Here is a 20,108-nt window from a genome sequence, read left to right on the forward strand (position 1 = left end):
GCCAGTCCGGACGCTCGCCGGGGCACGACATCTTTGCCTCACTCCTCAAATAACGGCGGGCATGGGAGTCCCGAATGAAGCGAAAATGTCCACAAAGGACAATTCCCTGCGCCTAGGCGTCCGATTGATGCCTGTATGCACGGTCACGACCATCTCGCGGAGCCATCGCTCGGCCGCCGTCAGCCAGGCCGAACCCACTTGGACACCGTCATCGGACCGCGGCTTTCCGGCGCGCGGGTGTCCAGTCGAAGGGATGTGCGGTCAGCGCCAGCGCGACACTGGCGAGGACGCCGAGGACGCCCCCCGTGACGAGAGCGCCGGCCGTGCCGATCAGCGTGGCGGCGGTACCGGCGAGTGCGGTGAAGACGATGAAGCAGATGTCCTGACCGCTGCGGGTGAAGCCGATGACACGGCCTTGGAGATGCGACGGCGCGCCTTCGTGGAGCACGTTCAGCAGGATGATGTTGAGAACGTTCCAAGCCCATCCACCGGCGGCCCTCAGCACCACCGCGAGAGCGAGCCAGGGAACGGCGGGCAGCAGTCCGAGTGCGCACGCGGCCACGGCGAGGCAGACCACGGCCGCTCGTTTCGGCGACGTGTGGCGCGCGAGGATCCCGGTGGTGAAGCCGCCTCGGCGGAGCGCCGGTGTCGTCGTCTGGCCGGTGGACGCGGGCGCCGGACGGCAGGGCGACGAGCGTGGCGACGGCGGCCAGGACGAACGTGGCGGCGTTGACGAGGTACGCCTCGCGGGCGTGGCCGACGGCGACGAGGGAGCCGCCGAGGAGCGGTCCGGCGAGCTGACCGATCCTCCTGCCGGACCACCGGGAGCGGGGTGGCGTAGGCGAAGACCACGACCAGCGCCGCGGTGGCGAGGTTTCCCGAGACGAGCCGGGCGTGGGCGGGAAGCCGGTCGACGAGCACGCCGCCGAGGACGGCACCGAGCAGATTGCCGACGCCGAAAGCGACCAGCACGAATCCCAGCGTGCGCGGCGAACCGGCGGAAAGGGAAAGGGAGGCGATGAAGGCGACGAGGAACACCACATCGCCGAATTCGGACAGTCCGGCGCCCGCCGTCAGGGCCGCCAGCCGGGGATTGACCGATTTGCGCCGCGGAACTTCGTCTTCCTCAGGCCCCATCGCACGGCTTTCCGCCGCGAGCGTGGTGCGCCCGAGATGACCGGATCGCAGCGAGCACGAACTCCCCCCTCACCCCTTTTCAGTTGTACCAGCAAGCTTGAAGCGTCTCCGCCTTCCAGGACGCCGGCGTTCATTCCGCGCGCAGTGGCAAGATCACGTCGGTGAGGTAATCCGCCGGTTCCGTCACCGTGTCCGGACCGGTCAAGTACAGCTCACGCGGCGGCCCGGCCGGAGTGCGTCCGTGTTCGCGGACCCAGGTGAACAGGGCCTCGTACGCGGCACCGACCCGGTCGTAAGGTCCACGGTGCGAGGTCTTCGCGACCGGGCCACCGGGCAACGTGACGAAGTCGATGCCGCCCTGTGCCGGGGGAGCGCCGTCGATGGGCACGTAGAGGTCGACGTCGACCTCGCCGCCCGGCTGGAAATCGCCCGGATAGGCGGCCTGGGGCGGCCCGGCCGGTATCGCGCCCGCACCGGTCACGAAGGTGTAGAGCTCCTCGAAACCGGCACCCACTGTCTTTCCGATCTCCTCGGTCGTGGTGTGCCGGTGCAGATGGGCGGTGGTCACGGGTTCGACGTCGGTGAGATTCACTTGATAGCTCATGGAATGAGCATCTGCCGCCGTCTCGGCGACAGGCAGTGCCGAATGGCCCGGAGGGCCGGGACCTGGTGCCCCCGAGGGAGATCGGCGACGGAACCGCAGCGCCACGCCGACCGTCGCGAGCAGGACGGCGCCGGCGGTGAGGAGCAGTACACCGCCGCTCACGGCCCCGTCCGTCCAGTCGCCGATCGCTTCGGGAACAACGATGGTGGTCGACACGATCCCGGTGATCAGCGGCACGATCCGGCGTGTCCGCCAATGAAGCACGAAACCCGAGACGGCCAGCGCGGCGGTGAGCGCGTATGCCATCCACGCGGTTTCTGGCTTGCCCAGTGCCTGCTGCGCGCCCAGCAACGCCACGGCCGACCCCAGCGCCAGCCCGAACTCCGCCTGCTGGAGCAGGCCTCCCGCGGCCAGGACGATCTCGACACCGCCGACGATGAAGAGCGCGGCACCTACCGCGACGGGAGTGTCGGAGATGAGATCGCTGGTCCACACGCCCGCCGTGGCCGCGCCCGCCACGACCAGGAGCAGATGCCCGACGGGGGTCGGCAGCAGGAGCTGCCCGAGGACCGCGATCACCAGGCAGGTCGTCGTGGCGGCGAGGAACTCGTGGCTTCCCACGGCGGTACCGGCGGCGAAGGCCGCGGTCACCGCCGACAGCGAGAACAGGGCGCTGACGACGCGCCGCCGCCAGTGCGTGAGCCCGTGCACCGCGGCAGGGCCGCCCGCGAAGACCAGACCCGTCACGACGAGCGTCGCCGTGGCGGCCCCCAGCAGGGCCAGCCGCCCGGCGCGCGGCAGCTGCTCCCATGAGGTGCCGATGAGCAGGGCCGCGCCGCCGAGCAGAAGACTTCCGCCGAGGTAACCCGCGACCTCAAGGAGCCGGGGCGACGTGGCACGTGCTGGGCCGGGCTCGTCAAACGCCTCGCGGACGGCCTGTTCCTGTGCTGGAGACAGCGTTCCCGTCATCGTGAGGTGCCGCAGCGCGTGCTTCTGGCGGGTCGTGAGTGCCATTACTCGTCCGGAGTGTTCGTGACCTCGACGCCGCCGAAGATCGCGGTGCCGTTCACGGTGAGGACGGGGGCGTCTTCGGGTGTTTTCCCGGAGCCGTTGGTCTTGTCTTCGAGGCCGCCCATGAACGGCAGGCCGCCGAGTTCGATCCGCCAGCCGGGAGGCACCAGCACCTTCACCCCGCCGAACAACGCGAACGCGTCGACGGTCGCACCCGGGTCGATCCGCGCTTGGCGGAGATCGAGGGTCGAGCCGCCGAAGATCGCCGAGACGTCGGTGTGGCGTAGGTGGCTGGACTGTTCCCTTGTGGTCGCTCCGCCGAACATGACGAGCGGGGTCCGGCTGCTGTGCTGACGGCGTAGCCCGGTGAGCACGGCGAGACCGGCGATGGCCAGGATCGTCGGCCACCACAGGTCCCCGGTGGTGAGGTCGAGGGTGCCCGCGAGCAGAACGAGGCCGATCACCGTGACCATGGCGGGCCCGATCGAGACGCGGCGTTGCGAGAGCATGGCGACGACTCCGAGGCCGGCGAGGGCGGCCGGCCACCAGCTCGCGATCACGTCTCCGGATTCGAGGACACCGGTCGCGTCGAGGATGCCGAGTACGCCGAGCGTGACCAGGACGAGTCCGACCCAGAAACGGACGGGTTTCATGACGCCCGCTCTTCCGGCGTGTTGTCGTCGCGGTGCTCGACCTCGATCGACCACGGTCCCACGATGGCCGCGATCGCGCCGGCCGCGGCGACGGCCGGGGCCAGGACCGCGGCGACGAGACCCGCGTTCACCGGGATGTCGAGGACGGTGCGTTCACGGCTGTCCCTGACCACTATGCGCCGGACGTTGCCTTCACGGAGAAGGTGCTTCGCCTTCTCCGCGAGGACCTCGTTCCGGGTACGTGCCGGCTCTGCCGTCCGATCGTTTTCCTGGTGCACAGGCATGGTTTTCTCCCTTCCCTCACCACAATGAGCCGTTCGCCGTGCCGGGCGGCAGTGACCTTCGGTCCTTCACGGTGGGCACAGAGTCGTCAGTGCGCACGCGGGATCACCGTGGCCCGGCGATCACCCGTGCGGCGTCCTGAGTCAGCCGCTCGGTAAGGCTCAGCAACCGTGCGGAGCGGACGACCGTCGGTGGCCGAGGCGCGGAGATCGTCAGCGCCGCCGAAGGCAACCGGGCCAGATCCCGTCGGCACCGCTGCCTCGCCGCGTCGATGGTGTCGGGTCCATCGAGCCGCCTGCCCGCCCGCATTACCGGGTACAACAGCGTTTCCGTGTCGTCGGGAGCCGGCTCCGTCCTGAGCGCGAGCAGGTCGACGGCGCCCCGGTGGACCTGTTTCGCGCCTGGCGCGGTGGCCTTGCCCTCCGACAGCTTCAGTACCGGCCTCTGCGCGTACTCGACGAGTTTGTATGCGGTGTCGAGAGACGGCGCGTCGGCGGAAACGCCCATCTTCGTGCCGACGCCGTAAGCGTCTATGGGTGCTTTCGCAGCGGTGAGCCGGGAGAGTTCGTATTCGTCCAGCCCGCCGCTCGCCACGATCCGGGCCTTCGTCAGCCCGGCCCGATCGAGCATGACCCGCGCCGTACCGGCCAACGCGCCGAGATCGCCGGAATCCAGCCGGACGCCGAGATGACGGTCGGGGATACCGAGGCCCTCGGCGACTTCGACGGCCGCGCGGATTCCGCCCACGGTGTCGTAGGTGTCGACCAGGAAGATCGGGTCGGCGGGGAAATCCTCGGCGAAGGCCCGGAACGCGTCCGACTCGCGAGGGAAGGCCTGGACATAGGAGTGGGCCATCGTGCCCGCCGTTGTCAGCCCGTATCGCTGAGCGGCGGCGACATGGCTGGTCGCGTCGAATCCCGCGATCGCCGAAACCCTCGCGGCGGTGAAGGCGGCGTCACGCCCGTGCGTGCGGCGGGCGCCGAAGTCGATCAACCGGGCGTTCCCGGCGGCGATCCGGCATCTGGCGGCCTTCGTGGCCACCGCGGTGGCGGAGGTGACGAAGTTGAGCATCGCGGTTTCGACCAGCTGTGCCTCAGGGAGCGGGGCGGTGATCTCCAGGAGCGGCTCGTCGGCGAGGACGACCCGCCCCTCGGGAACCGCCATGACGTCACCGGTGAAGCGCAACCGTGCCAGCGCTTCACGATCTCGATCCACCAGGCCGGCGCTCGTCCGCAGATAGTCCAATTCGGACTCGTCGAAGCTGAACGTCTCCAGGAAGTCGAGGCAATCGGCGAGCCCGGCGGCGACGAGGAAGCCCCGCTCGGGGGGAAGTCGCCGGGCGAACAGGCTGAAGGTCGCGGGCTGCGTCATCCCCCGGCGCAGGTAGCTCGCCGCCATCCTGATCTCGTACAGATCGGTGTGCGATCCGGTCATGGCCTGATCCTCGGCTGCGGGGACACCCGAACCACCTCCCGTGTCAAGGGAAACCTGGGTCGCCGCGTCGAGCCAGGTCCCTAGGTCTCTCCTGCCGGCGTCCTTGGTCCCTTGCCGGCCCCGCTGGGTCTTCGCTGGTCACCCGTGTTCGCGGACACCGTCACGACGGGACCTTCGTCCCGGTAAGGAGAGAAGGCGGACTCTGGCCCGGCGGGACCTCGGTACGTGACGTTGGGTGGCATACCCGATTCCGCGAGAGGAAGGAACGACGATGGCATCCTTGCTGCCCAGAACCTCACGCTTGCCCGCGGTCTTCCACTGGCTCAAGCCACGTATCGGAGGTCGTCCTTCCATCCCGCTGGAGGACTTCGTCGCCGATGACCGTTACGTGCTTCGAGCCGAGCTACCGGGGCTGGATCCCCAGCGCGACATCAAGGTCTCGGCGACCGGCCGCAACCTCTCCATCGTGGCCGAGCGCCGTAAGGAGGAGAAGGCCGAAGGCGCCGGCGAATTCCGTCATGGCGAGCGTTCCCGCGACGTCGAACTGCCGGTGGAGGCCGACCTCGCCGGGATCGAAGCCCGCTACCACGCCGGGATCCTGGAGATTTCGGTGCCGATGGTAGGCGTCGGGAAGACGCACACCATCCCCGTCAAAGCCGGTTGACGACGGCTCCGGCCACCTCGGCGATATCGTCGAGGTGGCCGGAGCGTGGTCACCTCACGTCGACGGCGGGGTCACCAGCGCACCGCTCCGCCACGGGCGAGCTCGTGCTCCATGGCCAAGGTGGCGGTCCGGATGCGACCTCGGGAGTCCTCCCGCGTGTCCGGGGCGACGACGACAGGGCAACGAGCGCCGTGCAGGGCACCACTCGTGATCGACATGGAGAGCGCGTCGCTGAAGACGCCGTAGCCGCGGGCGCCCACGACAAGGAGATCGGCCTCGCGGGCGAGCTTTCCCAGCGTTCCGGTCACCGTGCCCGTTCGTTCGTGGCTGTCTCCCTGCCGGATCTCGAACAGGACCTCGACCTTGGCGAGCGGACCGGTGAGGATTTCCGTCGCCAGGGACCGAAGGAGCCGTTCGGGACCGGTCAGTTCCCCGGCCGTGGCGGTCGCATCCATGATCAACTCGGCGGGCGGAAGACGGCGGGGGATCAGGACAGTCGGTGCGGCGACGTGGACGACATGCAGGACACATCGGCCGCCTCCGATACTCCGGAACAGGGTTTCGTTGGCGGCCCACCACAGGGCGTCCCTCGCGCTGAAGCTGTCTTCGACGCCGACGACGACACGACCGTGCGTCTGTTCCGGGAAAGTGTCTCCGCTGGGCACCACCGCGACCGGGCAGGTCGCGAACGCGACACTCCGCCAGGCCACCGACCTGAACACCTCGGCGAACGCGCCGTGTGCGTGCGATCCCACGACGAGCAATGCCGCGCCATGCGAGGCGGCGACGAGAGTTTCAGGCGCCTTCGCGGCCACGGAGAGGGATTCGATTTCCACCGGCGGTGGCGAGGTGAACGCCAGCTTCAGCACTTTGTCCAGATCGACGCCTTCGGTGCCTTCGGGATGGCTGTGCACGACGTGCAGGTGAGTGTGACGGAGCCGGGCCTCTGCAGCCGCCCACCGGAGCGCGGAAACCGATTCCGGTGACTCGTCGACTCCCACGACGATCCGATCGCGGCTGCCGCACAGCGGGGTGTGGGTGTGCCGGGGCATGGGATTCCACCCGGCCGGCGGTTCGCCGGTCGAGGTCATCGTGGCCGATTCCTGTCTTGACACCATCGTCTCCCTTCACCGTGGTCTGATGTTCGCCCCTGCGGCGCGGTGACCGTTCGCCCGAGAACCGGTTCCGCCGCGGCTCAAGACCGTGCGACGCGGTCGCGCACCTGGACGTAGTTCCGGATGCCGAAGAACCGCCACGCGCGGGCCCGGCTGCGGGAAAGCTGCGGGAGAGCGGCGTCCGCGTCGATGACCGTGGGAGCCATGACCTCATGGCTTTCGCCCTTCGTCTCGATGGTGGCCCCGCCCGTGGCGAGCATGTTCCTCAACCAGTCGACCCGCGTGCCGTACGGCAAGGGGATGATGAAGCCGTTCGCGGTGCGCTCCACCACCACGGGGGTGGCATACCGTTTCCCGGAACGGCGGCCGGTGTGCCGGAGTACGGCGGCGTACCAGTATCGCTTGCCGGCCAGCCGCAGCATCACCGGATTCAGGACACGCTTGTTGAAGGTGCGCACGACGTCTCTTCCACGGTCGCGTCCGGTGCGGATGTGGTTCCCTGTCACCATTCCTGCCTCCTGGGTTCGGGTGCACCATGCGATGGTCCCGGCCGGCACCCGGAGCGGGTGAGGGACGAAAGACCTTCGTCGGTGGGTCCTCCGGCCGCAGCCGGGACCCACCCTGGATCGGACAGTGGGAACCACGGCGAAGATGACGTGGCTCGGTCCGTCCCCGTGTCCATAATGGACAGTGCTCCGTCCTCTGTTCCCGGAATCGGCCAGGCGAGAGGAAGAGACAGATGGGGCTGGTGCGCTTGACCCATTCCGAATGCGTCAAGCTGCTCCGATCACCCGGACGACGCCGGAACGCGCTCGTCGCGGTCGACGGACGTGCTCAGGTGGTTTTGCCTTGCTTCATGCTCGACGACGGGGATCTGCTCATGCCCGGCGGAGACTCCTCGGCGATCTTCCATGCCGCCGCGCTCCGGCCCGTCACCGCCGAATTCTCTCACTTCGATCGCCACGGGGCAGGCGGCTGGACCATCACGGGCATGGGGATCGCGTACCCGATGACGTACCCGGATCACCGCGTACCCGTCATGCCCGTCGCCACCCGTCAGCGGAATGCCACGGTCTTCGAGAACGGTCTGCGGGTCCGGGTCGCCCGCCTCACCGGCCATCGCACCACGGGTGAACCCGCCGTTCCCCGGCAGCGTGACGGCCGGTCGTGATCAGACCTTCTGCTGTCACCGGCCGGATTCCGGACGGTGCTCGACGATCCGGAAGACCGGATACCGCGCGGCCACGGTGGCGAGCTCGTCCCTTGACGGTTCCGCGCTGACACCGAAGTAGTGTCGCGCCTCGGACGCTCGTCCCCATGAGCGGCCGGATCGCCCGGCCCGGCCGAGGTAAGCCTGGATCACCGGCGGCCGTTCCTCGGCAGGGACCTCCAGCAACGTCACCGCGCGGCGTTCCCGGCGGCCGAGCACCGCATGGCCGCCGGCGGCGCGGACGTTGCGGACCCAGTCCGATTCACCGGCCAGTGACACGAGATAGTGCTGTCCGTCGAGCGTGACCCGCACCAGCGATGTCCGGTGGATCACCGAGCTCCGGCGTCCTGGTACCTCCAGAACCACCGCGTACGCCGGGCTGAGCCCATGGCCGATCAACCACCAACCCAGTGGTTGCAGCCGTCGGTACAGCCAGGGCGTCCGGCGGTACCGAACAGATGCGGTGTAGTCGACCGGCCCGATGATGCCTTCGACGATCCGGTGTTCGTCCGCGCCTGGCATGCGTGACCTCCTTACGGGTATCTGTGGTGGTCCGAACGAGGATCACCGTTTGACGGCGTTGTGCTCCAACAGGATGCGATGGGCTTCCTGCGCGGCCTTGCCGGTGTGGTCCGGTGCGGGTTCACCGGCGGGGAGACACTCGAGGCCGTGGGCGAGTGCGCTGACGGCTTCGGTGAGTGCCTGGACCTTGCCCTCCAGTTCGTCGATCCGCACTTGTTCCCCGGCCAGCTCGGGCCGACCGGACGGGGCGGTCGCCGCTCCCTCGAGTTCGCCGCGCAGCCCGGCGGGCATGAGCGTGAGGACATGTTCGAGCTGTCCGGGTGAACACAAGGCGCCCAGGCTCGCGGATACGGCGCCCGCGACCGCGGGCACATCGGCGGGGGAGATGCCGGCTTCCTCGGCGAAGTGGTCGATGAACCAGGTGCGGTCGTACCGCACGGGCACCCGGCTGGGAGTCCACCCGTCGTAATAGACGCCGCGTAACAACTCGGGAAGCTGAGCGCCGAAATGCACCGCACTGTCGACGGTGAGCCGATCGCGCACGAGGCGGAGCCACGTGCGCAGCACGCGGAAGGCATGGCGGCGGTCCTCGGTACCGAGGCCGCGTGCGACGGCCGCCAGCCAATCATGCGCTTTCTGCTCCGCGGGGGCGAATGGGTTTGGTTGGTGTGTCACAAGATATCTCCCGTTCTGTTCGCGATCCGGTCCGTTTCGTCCACTGTGGACGGCAAAGCGTTGTCTCGCCGCGGGACCGTATACGTGTCGTCCAGCAAGTCGAGCACCTCCTCGTCGTGGAGCTGAGGGAAGGCGTCGTAGCACTGGCCGATCGAGGGGATCGAGCGCGGCGAGTATGGACAGACCACTTGGTCGACCTCGTTCCTGAGCCGGTCGAGGACGCGTTCCGGACCGACCGGGACCGCGAGGATGATCTTGCCTGCTCGTCGGCCGCGTAGCACCCGGACGGCCGCGTGCGCGGTACTGCCGGTGGCGACTCCGTCGTCGGCGAGCACCACGGTCTGCCCGGCCACCGGGAGCGGCGGGCGGCCATGCCGGTAGACGGCGATGCGGCGGGCCAGCTCCGTACGTTCGGTGCGGGCGGCGGCGGCCAGCTCATCCGGGCTTATCCCGCATGCGCCGACGACATCGTGGTCGGTGACCAGGACACCGCCCTCCCCCAGCGCGCCCATGGCGAGTTCGGGCCGGCCGGGGACTCCCACCTTGCGGACCGGCAGGATGTCCATCGGAACCCGGAGGATGTCGGCGATCTCCCTGGCGACGACGACGCCACCTCGGGGCAGGCCGAGCACGATGACGTGGCGGCCCTGGAGATACCGGAGTCGCTCGCCGAGGGCTCGGCCGGCTTCTCGACGGTCCCGGAAACGCATAACGGCTCCTCACGCGGCTACTCGACGGCGGCCGGGATCAGCCGAACCCTGACCGGAGAACGAGCATCGCCGACGGATCCGGGTGGCGGCGAGGGGCGTAGGTCCTTCCGAACCGGCCTTTTCGTCCTCAGCGAAGCCTCACCCCGCGATGACGTCGCCGGCGGAGTCCGGGTTCGCGGCGCGCGGCGCATGGCCGAGTGCGGCCAGTTCGACCGCGCGCGCGAGGTCTTCGGCGCTGACCACTCCGGCCAAGCCCGCGGCCTTGGTGACCAGGACGAGGTCGCGGCCGTGCCCGACGAAGGCGCCGGACATCAGCTCGGTGACTGGGGCGTCGACATCGGCGACGGTGACCGTCGGCTCTTTTCGCGCGACGTCGGCGACCCTGGTCACCCTTCGGTCCTTTTCGGACAGATGGGCCAGGTCGCCGAGACTGACGATGCCGATGGGGACGCCGTCGAACGACAGTACGGGGTAGACGCGGTCGCGGCTCTTGCCCGCGGCGTAGGTGGCGAAAGCGTCCACCGTCCACCAGCCGGGTGCGATCACCGGTGCCGGATTCATGATGTCGCCGACCCGCAGTCCTTCGAGTCGTTCACGGAGCAGTCCGGTGGTGAGCTCGGCCTGGGCGGCGAAGACCAGGAACCAGCCGAGCAGCATGAGCCAGAGACCGCCGAACTGCCGGAGCAGGATCAGTTGCGCGAGACCTGCCGCGCCGAGGAGGGCGCCGAGGACCTGCCCCGCCTTCGCCGACACCGCGACCGCCTTGACCCGGTCGCCGCGCCACTGCCAGACCAGCGCCCGGAGGATCCGGCCGCCGTCGAGCGGGGCGCCCGGCAGGAGGTTGAAGACGGCGAGCACGAGGTTGCTGACGCCGAGCCAGACCAGGCCGCCGACCGGAAGCGGGGGCAGGGTGCGAGCGGCCAGCATCGCCGTGCCGAGTGCTGTCCCGCCGATCACCAGGCTGGCAACCGGCCCCGCGACCGCGATCCGCAGATCCGCTCGCGGGCTCGGCGGCTCGTCCTCGAGCTCGGCCGCACCGCCGAGCATCCACAGCGTGATCCGTTTGACGCCCACCCCGTACCGTCGCGCCACGAGGGCGTGGGACAGCTCATGCAGCAGGAGCGAGATCAGGAACCCGATGGCGGTCAGTCCCGCCGCGACCCAGTACGACGTGGTCGTTTCGCCGGGGGCGGCTTGCGGGAGGACCGTGGACGCCAGGAGATCGGCGATCAGGACGAGCACGACGAAGACCGACCAGTGGGCGCCCACGCGGATTCCCGCCCAGTGGCCGAGGGGGATGGCGGTACGGAACATCGGAATCCTTCCTTCGGCCCTGCTGTGCAACGGACCTGATCCACGTTCGGGCCGCGGGAAATGAGTGACCAGGGCCGAACAGCCTCGATCGGCAGGCCGTTCGCCGCCCACGGGACCTTCGGCACTTTCCGCGGTCACCACGGCGGGAAGACGGTGGGAGGGTCGGAACGTCGCATGGTCAAGGAGGCCGGAATGCAAGAGAAGCAGTGGACTGTGGAGATCTTCATCGACGAGCACGAAGGACGGACGCGGGCGACGGCGCGGTTGCACAACCGGGACGAGACCGGGTTGACCGGGACCGGGCTCGCGCGGCTGAACCCCGTCGATGCCGATGTTCCGGAGATCGGCGACGAACTGGCCACCTCGCGCGCGTTGAGTGAACTCGCGCATCGGCTGCTCGAAGCCGCCGCGTCGGATATCGAAGGAGTCACCCGCGAACCGGCACGTCTCACTCGCTGACCCGGTCAGGGACGCCGCCCGACCAGGTCGCGAGGGACTGATCATCGCGGCCCTTCGCCGCCCGGGCGGGGGACGGAAGACCCTACGGACGCCGGTGCGCCGCCAGAAGACTGAGAGGGTGACGAAACGCATCGTGATCCTCGGCAGTGGTACCGGCGGTACGCTGGCGGCCAACCGGCTCCGGCGGGCATCGGGTGAGCAGGTCAAGATCACCGTCGTGGACCGCGACGACGACCACGTGTACCAGCCCGGGTTGCTGTTCGTGCCGTTCGGCCTGGCCGCCCCCGAAGACCTTGTCCGCTCGCGGCCTCGCCAGCTGCGCCGAGGCATCGAGTACCACCGCGGCGACGTCGACCGGGTCGACCCCGACGCCGCACGGGTGTACTTGCGGGACGGGACGGTACTGGCCTATGACGCGCTGGTCGTCGCGACCGGCGCCCGGCTGGTGCCCGAGGAGACCGAGGGGCTGACGGGTGCGGGCTGGCGCGACACGGTGCACACCTTCTACGACTACGACGGGGCGATGGCACTGGAGGCCGCGCTCGACGGGTTCACCGGCGGCCGGCTGGTCGTGAACGTGGTCGATCTGCCGATCAAATGCCCGGTCGCGCCGCTGGAGTTCTGCTTCCTCGCCGACTGGTACTTCACCGAGCGAGGTATCCGTGACCGGGTGCGGCTGACCTACGTCACGCCGTTGGACGCGGCGTTCACCAAACCCGTCGCCGCGGCGGCCCTCGCCGGCCTGCTGGCGGAGAAGGGCATCGAGCTCGTGACGGAGTTCAACACCGGCGAGGTCGACGGTGCGGGCGGGCGCCTGGTCTCCTATGACGGCCGCGAGGTCCCGTTCGATCTCGCCGTCCTGGTCCCGCTGCACAGTGGACAGTCCTATGTGGATCGTTCGCCGGGGCTGGGAGACGAACTCGGTTTCGTCCCCGCGGACCCGCACACCCTCCAGGCCAAGGCTCGGCCGGACATCTTCGTCATCGGGGACGCCGCGGCATTGCCGACGTCGAAAGCCGGTTCGGTCACCCACTTCGAAGGAACGGTGCTGACCCGCAATGTCCTGCGGTACCTGGCGGGGCGGCCACTGGACACCGGCTTCGACGGGCACACGAACTGCTTCATCGAAAGCGGATTCCGCAAGGCGATGCTCATCGACTTCGACTATGACACCGAGCCGCTGACCGGACACTTCCCGGCGGCGGTGGGCCTGCCGTTGCTGAAGGAGTCGCGGCTCAATCACTGGGGGAAGCTGATGTTCTCCTGGCTGTATTGGCACAGTCTGCTGCCCGGTCGTGACATTCCCGGCATCTCCACGCGGATGCCCCGCGCGGGCAAGCACTTTCCCGTCACCGCCGACCACTGACAAGCCAAGGAGGACGCAGACATGCCCACGGCGACCTACGCGGGTACCGCGGTGCCTGTGAACGACGAGGGGTTCTTCACCGACCCGCGGAGCTGGACCGAAGAGATGGCCCCAGAGATCGCCCGCGAAGCCGGCATCGAGGCGCTGACCGATGAGCATTGGCAGGTGATCAAACACATGCGGCGCGAGTACGCCGAGAAGGGCACGGGGCCGACCGTACGAGCCCTGGGCCGGACGTCCGGGGTCACCATCAAGCAGCTCTACCGGCTCTTTCCGAAGGGCCCGGCCAAGATCGCGGCGAAGATCGCCGGCATCCCGAAGCCTCGCGGCTGTATCTGACAGGCGGCACATCATGAGCGACAAGATCGAAAAGGTCTCCATCATCATCTCCAAGGGCTCCTTGGAGGCCATCTACCCCGGGCTGATCATGGCCAACGGCGCCCGCGCCGAGGGCATCGAAGCCAATCTGTTCTTCACCTTCTTCGGCCTGGACGCCGTGCACAAGGCCCACCACGAGCACATCAAGCTCGCCACCGTCGGCAATCCCGGACTGCACCTGGCCACGTGGGCGGGCGGCTTCCCCGGCGTAGCTTCGGTGATGACCCGGTTCATGGCGCACAAGATGGAGAAGCTGGACATCCCGTCCATCCCGGAGTTCGTCGAAATGATCTCCGACACCGGTGCGGGGCTCTTCGCCTGCAAAGCGTCGGTCGATCTGTTCGGGCTGGACAAAGACGACCTGATCGAGCAGGTGCAGGACATCATCACCGTCGGAGAGTTCTACGAGCGGGCCGCGGGCGGTCAGATCATCTTCACCTGAGCGAGCGCGTCCGCTCTCCGTCACTTCGTGTGCCGGTACGGCCGTGTGTGGCCGGTTTCGGCGTTGTGCTTGGTGATGTGATCGATCCCGCTCGCCTCGAGCCGCGGGTACTCGGTCACCTTGAACACGTTGTCGTCGCGGCGGTGCGGGTAGATGTCGTGTCCCTTGCCCGGCCAGCTGGGGAACACCACGTGCGTGTCCTTGTTGGAGTTCTTGGCGAAGGTCTCGGAGACGTAGTCCCATTTCTCCTGGACGAGCGGCTTCCTCGGGTCGTTCGGATCGTTGATCCACCCGGGCATCCTCACGCCGTTGTCCTTGAGAGTCCCTTCGAGCGTGTTGCCGCCGTTCTGCTTCGCGATCTTGGTGGCCTTCTCCTCGACCGAGCCGAGGTACTCGTCCTCTTCCCCGCGCTTGCGCTTCTTGTGGCCACCGGACCAGAAGAAGTGCTTGTCGGCTTTCAGCATCTTGTCGAGTTCCGGCTTGAACTTCTCGAATTCCTCTTTGGACATCTTGTCGACGCGGACGTGGCCCCGCGGGCTCCTTCTCGGCGGCTGGGGCTGCCCGCCGGAACCGACCGGCTGTGGCCGCGACTGGCTGCCCGGCCCGTTCTTGCCGCAGGAGCCGACGAGGCCGAGCGGGTCGCCGGCGAGCAGCGGCTGGCCGACATAGCCGACGGGGTTCGGCGCGGCCGCGAGCCCGAGCGGATCCTGGCTGAGGTAACGCGCGGTCCGCGGGTCGTAGTACCGGAAGACGTTGTAGTGCAGCCCGGTTTCCTCGTCGCGGTACTGGCCGGGGAACGCCAGCGGCATCGCCGCGGGATCGGCGCCGGGCACCGGCGCGCCCCAGAAACTGCTGTGATCCCGCCAGACCAGGGTGCCCCGCTCGTCGAGCAGTTCGGTCGGTGTTCCCGCGGGCGACGTGATCACCGCCCGGAACCGCGCCTCGCCGACGTCGCCGGTGTGCTCGACCTGCACGACGGGGCGATCGTCGTCATACCGCTCCCAGGTGAGGAACCGATAGGACCCGTCGGCGGGACGGTGTTCCACCCGCTCGACGAGGGTCATCTCGCTCCACAGGAACCGGACGTCCACGGTGAGCTCGGGCTCGCCGTCCGGGCCGGTCGTCCAGCGGCGTTTGGCGAACCGCCGCCCCAGCGGGTCGTAGTGGTAGGTCCAGAGCGCGCCGTCGGACGTCCGGGCGGAGCGCAGCCGGTCGAGGTGGTCCCAGGTGAGGACGCAGGACCCGTCGGCGTGCTGCCAACCGGTGACCCTGCCCTGTTCGTCGGCGCCGTAGCGGGTTTCGCCGGCGGAGACGAGCAGGTTGCGGTCGTAGATCCGCGGTCCCGGCAGCGACGGCGTCACCGCCGAAGTGATGTTGCCCGCCGCGTCGTGGGTGAACCGCTCCACACCGGCGGGGCCGCGCGCCTCGCTGACCCTTCCGGCGCTGTCGAAGGAGAACCGCCACGGCCGGATCGCGTCGCCGACCGCGGCGAGCCTGCCGTCCGGGCGGTAGCCGTAGGTGCGGGTCCCGACGCCCGCGACGTCTTCCTCGGCGAGCCGGTCCTCCGCGTCGAATCGCCGCCGCAGTACCGCGGAGCCGTCGACGTCACGCCTGATCTCGCGTCCGGCGTCGTCGTAGGTGAAGGCGACCTCGTGCCCGGCGATCCGCAGCGACCGCGGCAGCCCCGAATCGTGGAAGCGCCACTCACTGTCCACTCCGGACGATGTCCGGCGGACGAGCGTCTCACCGTCGTAGCGCCAGCACACGCCGAGCCCGTTGATGGTGTCGACGACGACGGAGTCCGTGCCGTCACGGCGGATTTCGACCCGCGACTCGGCGTTCTCGGCGACGGTCAGCCTGCCGAGCGCGTCGTATTCGTACCGCGTGACGTCGTCCGGGGTACGTCGTGCCACGACGTTGCCGAGGAGGTCGTAGTCGTACTCGGTCACCTGGCCAAGGCCGGTGGTCATGCGGCGCAGCTGCCCCGCCGCGTCGTAGGCGTAGCCGATCCGGCGGCCGTCGTAGTCGACCTCCTCCACGAGCCTGCCCGCGGCGTCACGGACATACCGCCAGACGAGGCCGTTCGGATTGGTCACCGAGCTGAGCCGCAGCTCCCCGTCGTAGCCGTAGAGCGTGCGGCCGCCCGCGGCGTCGGTCTCCTCCAGCACGAGGCCGAACGGACCGTACTTCCGGCGCCGCGCGGCACCCGTCGCGTCGCGGTACTCGACGACCTGGCCCTCCGCGTCGTGCACCCACGTCTCGCGCTCGCCGTGCGGCCCGAGCCGCCAGGCACGACGGCCGTCGATGGTCCAGCCGAGTTTCACCGTGCCGCCGGAGGCCGTGTGCACCACGCGAGGGCGGCCGTACGGATCGCGATCGCCGGGGCGGACCGAGCGGTCCGTCACGGGGGCGTCGCCGAGCGGATCGGGCGCGTCGGGGACGGCCACCGGCAACCCGGCGCCGACGAGTGTGGTGGCCGGGTCGAACGCCGGGACCACCCGTTCGGTCTCCCCGTCGTCCGCCCGCAGCCGGACCTCGCCGCCGTCGGCGGGCGCCAGCCGCACGGTGGAACCCCCGGGACGGTTGACGGCCACCAGCTCGCCGTCCTCGTCGTACTCGTAGCCGGTTTCCCGGCCGAGTTCGTCCACTTGGGACAGTAGTTCGTCGCGGTGGTTCCACCGGTAGCGCCGGGAATTGCCCAGTGGGTCGATGCGCTCGATCAGCTGGTTGGCGTCGTTGAGGCGGTAGGTCCACGTGTGACCGACGGCGTCGGTGTGCCGGGTCACGCCGGGCTCGTAGGCGAACGTGGCGTTGTAGTAACCGTTCGCCCCCACGGCACGGACGCAGCGCCCGGCGTCGTCGTAGACGTACCGGTACCAGGTGCCCGTGCGATCCCGCCAGCCGACGAGCCGGTGCCCGAAGTCGTAGTCGAGGGTCATCGGACGGCCGGCGAAGTCCAGGACGGCGCTCAGCTGGCCGTGCCGGTTGTACGAGAAGCGCACCAGCGGTACCTGTTCCGGCGCGCCGAAAGCGACGATCCGCCCGTTCGCGGTGCTGATCACGAATTCGACACCGTCGTCACGCCGGAGCTTCACAGGCGTGCCGTCGGCGGCGTAGTCGAATTCCGTGCGGGCGCCGTCCTGCTCGATGGCCGTGAGCGGCAGGATGCCGGCGGTACCGGCGAAATGCAGCTCACGATCGCCGGCCGAGAGGCGGTAGCCGTCCGGTGTGCGGTGCAGCCGGTGGCGTGGGCCTTGCCGCGGCAGCACAGGTTCGCCCGCGGGGACGGGAAAGTCCAGCACCATGCCGTCTTCGGCGTGGAACCGGATCAGGTCGCCGCCGAGTTCCAGTCGCTGGTCCACTGTGGACGTCCATGATGGACCGAACCAGCGGCCCGCGGTGTAGGACGACAGATGCGTGCGGGACAGCTCCAGATCCGCCGCGTCGCCAGGCAACGTCACGTCGACCTGGGTCATGACGACCTCGCCGGTCGCGACATCGACAGGGTCGCCGCAGTAGTTCTTGGAATCGGACGGAATCGAGCGGTCGCTGTTGCCGTCCTTCTTGGTGGAGTCGTCGCGGTTGCCGCCCCGATCGCCGCTGCCACCATTGCCACCGTTGCCGCTACCGCTGGCGTTCGTCTGGTCGTTGTCCTGCTTGGTGTTGCCCTTGTCGCCGGTGTTGCCACCGCCGTCGTTCCTGCCGCCGCCGTCGCCCTTGCCGTTGTGGTCGGCGCCGGAGGAGGTGGTGCTCTCGTCGTGCTTGTCCTTGCCGTTGTCGAGCCCGCGGTCCCTGGTCTTGACCGGGGGAGGGGTGTCCACCTTGCCGCCCTGGAGCTTGCGCATGGCCTTGGCGGCGTCGTCGAAGAGCGTGTCGGCCCGCTTCAGCAGCGGCATCAGGCCCTTGAGCGCCTTGACGAGCTTGGTGGTGATGTCGGCGATCTTCGAGGCGGTCTTGGCGACCGCGGTCACGACCTGCGGCACCACCCAGGTCAGCCCGATGCCCAGGGTGAACAGCACTTGCAGCGCCCAGCTGATGAGGTGGCCGACGAGTTCGGCGATGATGTCGCGGACGAGGGTGCGGACGGCGGCGACGACCTCACCCGCGGTCTTGACCCCGCTGGACGCCCCTTCGCAGCCCTTCTGCGCGGCCGTGAGGACGTCGGTCATGTCCGTGGTCCGCTGCCGGTACTGATCCGCGGCGGTGCCCGTCCACGACTGCAGATCGGCCTCGACCATGCCGGTCAGGTCCGTGCCGATGGTGCCGAGTTCCTTGGCGGCGTTGGCCCAGGTTTCGGCCTGTGCCCTGATCTGGTCCGCGTCGCCGGTCAGGGCGTCGAGCGCGTCGGAGAGCGGGCCGACGTGCTCCAGCAACCAGCCGACACCCGCGGCGAGGATCGAGCCGAACGGGTCCATGGCCATCGACAGCGCGTCGAGGGCCGTGCCGACGGCCCCCATCGCGACCGACGCCCAGTCGCCCTTCTCGATGCCTTCCTTGAGGTCGTTCGCCGACTCGAGCAAGGGCATGCCGGAGTAGCCCTTGGTGGAATCCTGGCGTTCAGCGATCAGGGGGTTCGCCATGCGGTGTCGTCTTCTTCCTCGGGATCCTTGACCGCCATCCATACCATCTCCGGGAGCGCTTCCCCACGACCCTGAGAAGATCATGCCCCTTCACCGGGGAGGATGGAACTGAAGGGCAACGCCCGAGGATCACGCCTGGCCGGGTGGGTCGCTCAGAAGCTCACGACCGACAGGCCGTCCGCCACGACGACGCCGTCGTGCAGCACCGTGCGATCCTTGCCGCGGTCCATCACCGCGCTCGTCGGCGTTTCGCCGTCCACCAGCAGCAGATCGGCGCGGTCACCCACGTCCACGCCGGGACGGTCGGCGATACCCGCGAGCCGCGGGACGTCGTGGCTCATGATCGACGCGCCCCCGGTCGTCGCGACGGCCAGCGCCATTTCGATCAGGTCGTCGCGGCGGAAACCGTGCGTGAAGGCCAGCTGCCAGGTGCGGTCGAGCAGGTCGCAGTTGCCGTACGGGCTCCAGTAGTCCCGCTGGCCGTCTTCCCCCAGGCCGACACGCACACCGGCCGTCGTGAGGTCCGCCAGGGACAGCTGGCCGTCGACGGACGGCGCGACGGTCGCCATCGCGATGTCCAGCTCCGCGAACGTGTCGATCAGGCGGCGGCTCACCGACTCCGAGACCGAACCCAGCCCGTACGCGTGCGACAGGGTCACCTTGCCGCGCATGTCCAGGGCACGCACCCGCTCGATCACCAGATCCGTCGAGAACACGCCCAAGTGCCCCGGCTCGTGCAGGTGGATGTCCACCTCCACGCCGTATTTCTCCGCGAGCCCGAACACGACGTCGAGATGTCCCTTGGGATCCCTGTCCAGCGAGCACGGGTCGATCCCGCCGACGACCGCGGCACCCGAACGCAGCGCGGCCTCCAGCACGTCCGCGGAGCCGGGCTCGCGCAGGATCCCGGCCTGCGGGAACGCGATCACGTCGACGTCCGCGTGCCCGGCGAACCGTTCCTTCGCGGCGAGCACGGCGTCGAGCCGCTCCAGCCGGCAGTCGACGTCCACCTGCGCGTAGCTGCGCACCCGCGTGGTCCCGTTGGCGATCATGCGCTCCAGCGTCCCGGCGACGCGCTCGGGCAGCGGAACCTCGGCGTCGCGCCAGTTCTCGCGGTCGTTGAGCATCATCGCCCAGACGCCCGGCGCGCCCGTGTGCGGCCGGAACGGGAGGCCGATGCGGGTGGAGTCGAGATGGACGTGCACGTCGCTGAACGACGGGAACAGCAGCCGCCCGCGCCCCTCGACCGTGTCCGGCGCGGGGGTGACGGCGGGATCGTGCGGCCGCACCGCGGTGATCCGGCCGTCGGCCACCTCGACGTCACTGCGCTGTCCACCCCACGGGCGGACGTCACGGATCAACACGGAGAGCACCTTTCTCGACGGGGCCAGGTCTCGTGAGTGGTAATGATGGTTCTGTTGAGAGGTAAGGCAAAGGTGGCGTGTTGCGCGCGCTATCGGCTCGTGCCGCGGTCTGATGTCTCCAATGTGGCATTGGGGGCACTCAGTGTCCCCAATGCCACATTGGAGACATGCCCGGCTCCCGGAGTCTT

General features: G+C 69.1%; 20 protein-coding genes. 6 read left to right on the forward strand and 14 right to left on the reverse strand.

The features are described 5' to 3' along the window. Positions 1 to 208: 208 nt before the first annotated feature. The 6 genes from L324_RS21065 to L324_RS21090 form a co-directional block, all read right to left on the reverse strand. A complete protein-coding gene (locus L324_RS21065; protein WP_161780870.1) occupies positions 209 to 508 on the reverse strand; it encodes an MFS transporter in 300 nt (99 codons plus the stop codon). Then, on the reverse strand, positions 499 to 1,137 hold the full coding sequence (locus tag L324_RS42455; protein ID WP_152546939.1) for an MFS transporter: 639 nt from the start codon (positions 1,135 to 1,137) through the stop codon (positions 499 to 501). The genes L324_RS21065 and L324_RS42455 overlap by 10 nt, the downstream gene beginning before the upstream one ends. 130 nt (positions 1,138 to 1,267) lie before the next feature. Beyond that, a complete protein-coding gene (locus L324_RS41010; protein ID WP_051174008.1) occupies positions 1,268 to 2,755 on the reverse strand; it encodes a GyrI-like domain-containing protein in 1,488 nt (495 codons plus the stop codon). Further along, positions 2,755 to 3,405 (reverse strand): LiaF transmembrane domain-containing protein, encoded by a 651-nt coding sequence (locus L324_RS21080; protein WP_037311108.1) that lies wholly within the window; start codon positions 3,403 to 3,405, stop codon positions 2,755 to 2,757. The genes L324_RS41010 and L324_RS21080 overlap by 1 nt, the downstream gene beginning before the upstream one ends. Beyond that, complete coding sequence (locus L324_RS21085; protein ID WP_037311110.1) at positions 3,402 to 3,689, reverse strand: DUF4342 domain-containing protein; 288 nt, start codon at positions 3,687 to 3,689, stop codon at positions 3,402 to 3,404. Before L324_RS21085 ends, L324_RS21080 begins: the two co-directional genes overlap by 4 nt. Positions 3,690 to 3,792: 103 nt before the next feature. Further along, positions 3,793 to 5,121 carry a nicotinate phosphoribosyltransferase gene (locus L324_RS21090; RefSeq protein ID WP_037311113.1) on the reverse strand — a complete coding sequence of 443 codons (1,329 nt, stop codon included), beginning with the start codon at positions 5,119 to 5,121 and terminating at the stop codon, positions 3,793 to 3,795. A gap of 271 nt (positions 5,122 to 5,392) precedes the next feature. On the opposite strand from L324_RS21090, the gene L324_RS21095 reads away from it, so the two are divergent. Beyond that, on the forward strand, positions 5,393 to 5,785 hold the full coding sequence (locus tag L324_RS21095) for an Hsp20/alpha crystallin family protein (protein ID WP_037311116.1): 393 nt from the start codon (positions 5,393 to 5,395) through the stop codon (positions 5,783 to 5,785). Positions 5,786 to 5,856: 71 nt separating this feature from the next. Here the strand turns inward: L324_RS21095 and L324_RS21100 are convergent, their stop codons facing one another. After that, a complete protein-coding gene (locus L324_RS21100; protein ID WP_161780871.1) occupies positions 5,857 to 6,837 on the reverse strand; it encodes a universal stress protein in 981 nt (326 codons plus the stop codon). A 143-nt stretch (positions 6,838 to 6,980) separates the two neighbouring features. Next, positions 6,981 to 7,409 carry a nitroreductase/quinone reductase family protein gene (locus tag L324_RS21105; protein WP_037311122.1) on the reverse strand — a complete coding sequence of 143 codons (429 nt, stop codon included), beginning with the start codon at positions 7,407 to 7,409 and terminating at the stop codon, positions 6,981 to 6,983. A gap of 347 nt (positions 7,410 to 7,756) precedes the next feature. Between L324_RS21105 and L324_RS21110 the strand changes: the two genes are divergently transcribed. Further along, complete coding sequence (locus L324_RS21110) at positions 7,757 to 8,071, forward strand: hypothetical protein (protein WP_152546940.1); 315 nt, start codon at positions 7,757 to 7,759, stop codon at positions 8,069 to 8,071. A gap of 15 nt (positions 8,072 to 8,086) precedes the next feature. Here L324_RS21110 and L324_RS21115 read toward each other — a convergent pair whose 3' ends face one another. The 4 genes from L324_RS21115 to L324_RS21130 all read right to left on the reverse strand — a co-directional run bounded on the left by L324_RS21115 (position 8,087) and on the right by L324_RS21130 (position 11,331). Then, positions 8,087 to 8,632 carry a nitroreductase/quinone reductase family protein gene (locus L324_RS21115; RefSeq protein ID WP_051174010.1) on the reverse strand — a complete coding sequence of 182 codons (546 nt, stop codon included), beginning with the start codon at positions 8,630 to 8,632 and terminating at the stop codon, positions 8,087 to 8,089. Positions 8,633 to 8,674: 42 nt separating this feature from the next. Next, a complete protein-coding gene (locus tag L324_RS21120; RefSeq protein WP_037311127.1) occupies positions 8,675 to 9,307 on the reverse strand; it encodes a DUF2267 domain-containing protein in 633 nt (210 codons plus the stop codon). Beyond that, a complete protein-coding gene (locus L324_RS21125; protein ID WP_063624606.1) occupies positions 9,304 to 10,017 on the reverse strand; it encodes a phosphoribosyltransferase in 714 nt (237 codons plus the stop codon). The genes L324_RS21120 and L324_RS21125 overlap by 4 nt, the downstream gene beginning before the upstream one ends. Before the next feature lie 138 nt (positions 10,018 to 10,155). Further along, entirely contained in the window at positions 10,156 to 11,331 is a 1,176-nt protein-coding gene (locus L324_RS21130; protein WP_037311130.1) for a site-2 protease family protein, read from the reverse strand. Between the two features lie 192 nt (positions 11,332 to 11,523). Between L324_RS21130 and L324_RS21135 the strand changes: the two genes are divergently transcribed. The 4 genes from L324_RS21135 to L324_RS21150 all read left to right on the forward strand — a co-directional run bounded on the left by L324_RS21135 (position 11,524) and on the right by L324_RS21150 (position 13,976). After that, positions 11,524 to 11,790 carry a DUF1876 domain-containing protein gene (locus tag L324_RS21135; protein ID WP_037311323.1) on the forward strand — a complete coding sequence of 89 codons (267 nt, stop codon included), beginning with the start codon at positions 11,524 to 11,526 and terminating at the stop codon, positions 11,788 to 11,790. 118 nt (positions 11,791 to 11,908) lie between these two features. Next, positions 11,909 to 13,156, forward strand: coding sequence for a type III sulfide quinone reductase, selenoprotein subtype (gene sqr / locus L324_RS21140; protein ID WP_037311326.1), 1,248 nt, complete (start codon positions 11,909 to 11,911; stop codon positions 13,154 to 13,156). A gap of 21 nt (positions 13,157 to 13,177) precedes the next feature. Beyond that, the gene (locus L324_RS21145; RefSeq protein ID WP_037311132.1) at positions 13,178 to 13,495 is read left to right on the forward strand and encodes a TusE/DsrC/DsvC family sulfur relay protein; all 318 of its coding nucleotides are present in this window, start codon (positions 13,178 to 13,180) and stop codon (positions 13,493 to 13,495) included. A 13-nt stretch (positions 13,496 to 13,508) separates the two neighbouring features. After that, positions 13,509 to 13,976 (forward strand): DsrE/DsrF/DrsH-like family protein, encoded by a 468-nt coding sequence (locus L324_RS21150; protein ID WP_037311135.1) that lies wholly within the window; start codon positions 13,509 to 13,511, stop codon positions 13,974 to 13,976. 20 nt (positions 13,977 to 13,996) lie between these two features. On the opposite strand, the gene L324_RS21155 is transcribed toward L324_RS21150, so the two are convergent. Next, positions 13,997 to 18,556, reverse strand: a complete 4,560-nt coding sequence (locus L324_RS21155; protein ID WP_051174011.1) for a DUF6531 domain-containing protein — start codon at positions 18,554 to 18,556, stop codon at positions 13,997 to 13,999. Positions 18,557 to 18,708: 152 nt separating this feature from the next. Further along, positions 18,709 to 19,920: an amidohydrolase family protein gene (locus L324_RS21160; protein WP_037311332.1), complete on the reverse strand. Its 1,212-nt coding sequence runs from the start codon at positions 19,918 to 19,920 to the stop codon at positions 18,709 to 18,711. Positions 19,921 to 20,108 lie beyond the last annotated feature (188 nt).

The sequence above is a fragment of the Amycolatopsis orientalis DSM 40040 = KCTC 9412 genome (assembly GCF_000478275.1).
GTDB lineage: Bacteria > Actinomycetota > Actinomycetes > Mycobacteriales > Pseudonocardiaceae > Amycolatopsis > Amycolatopsis orientalis.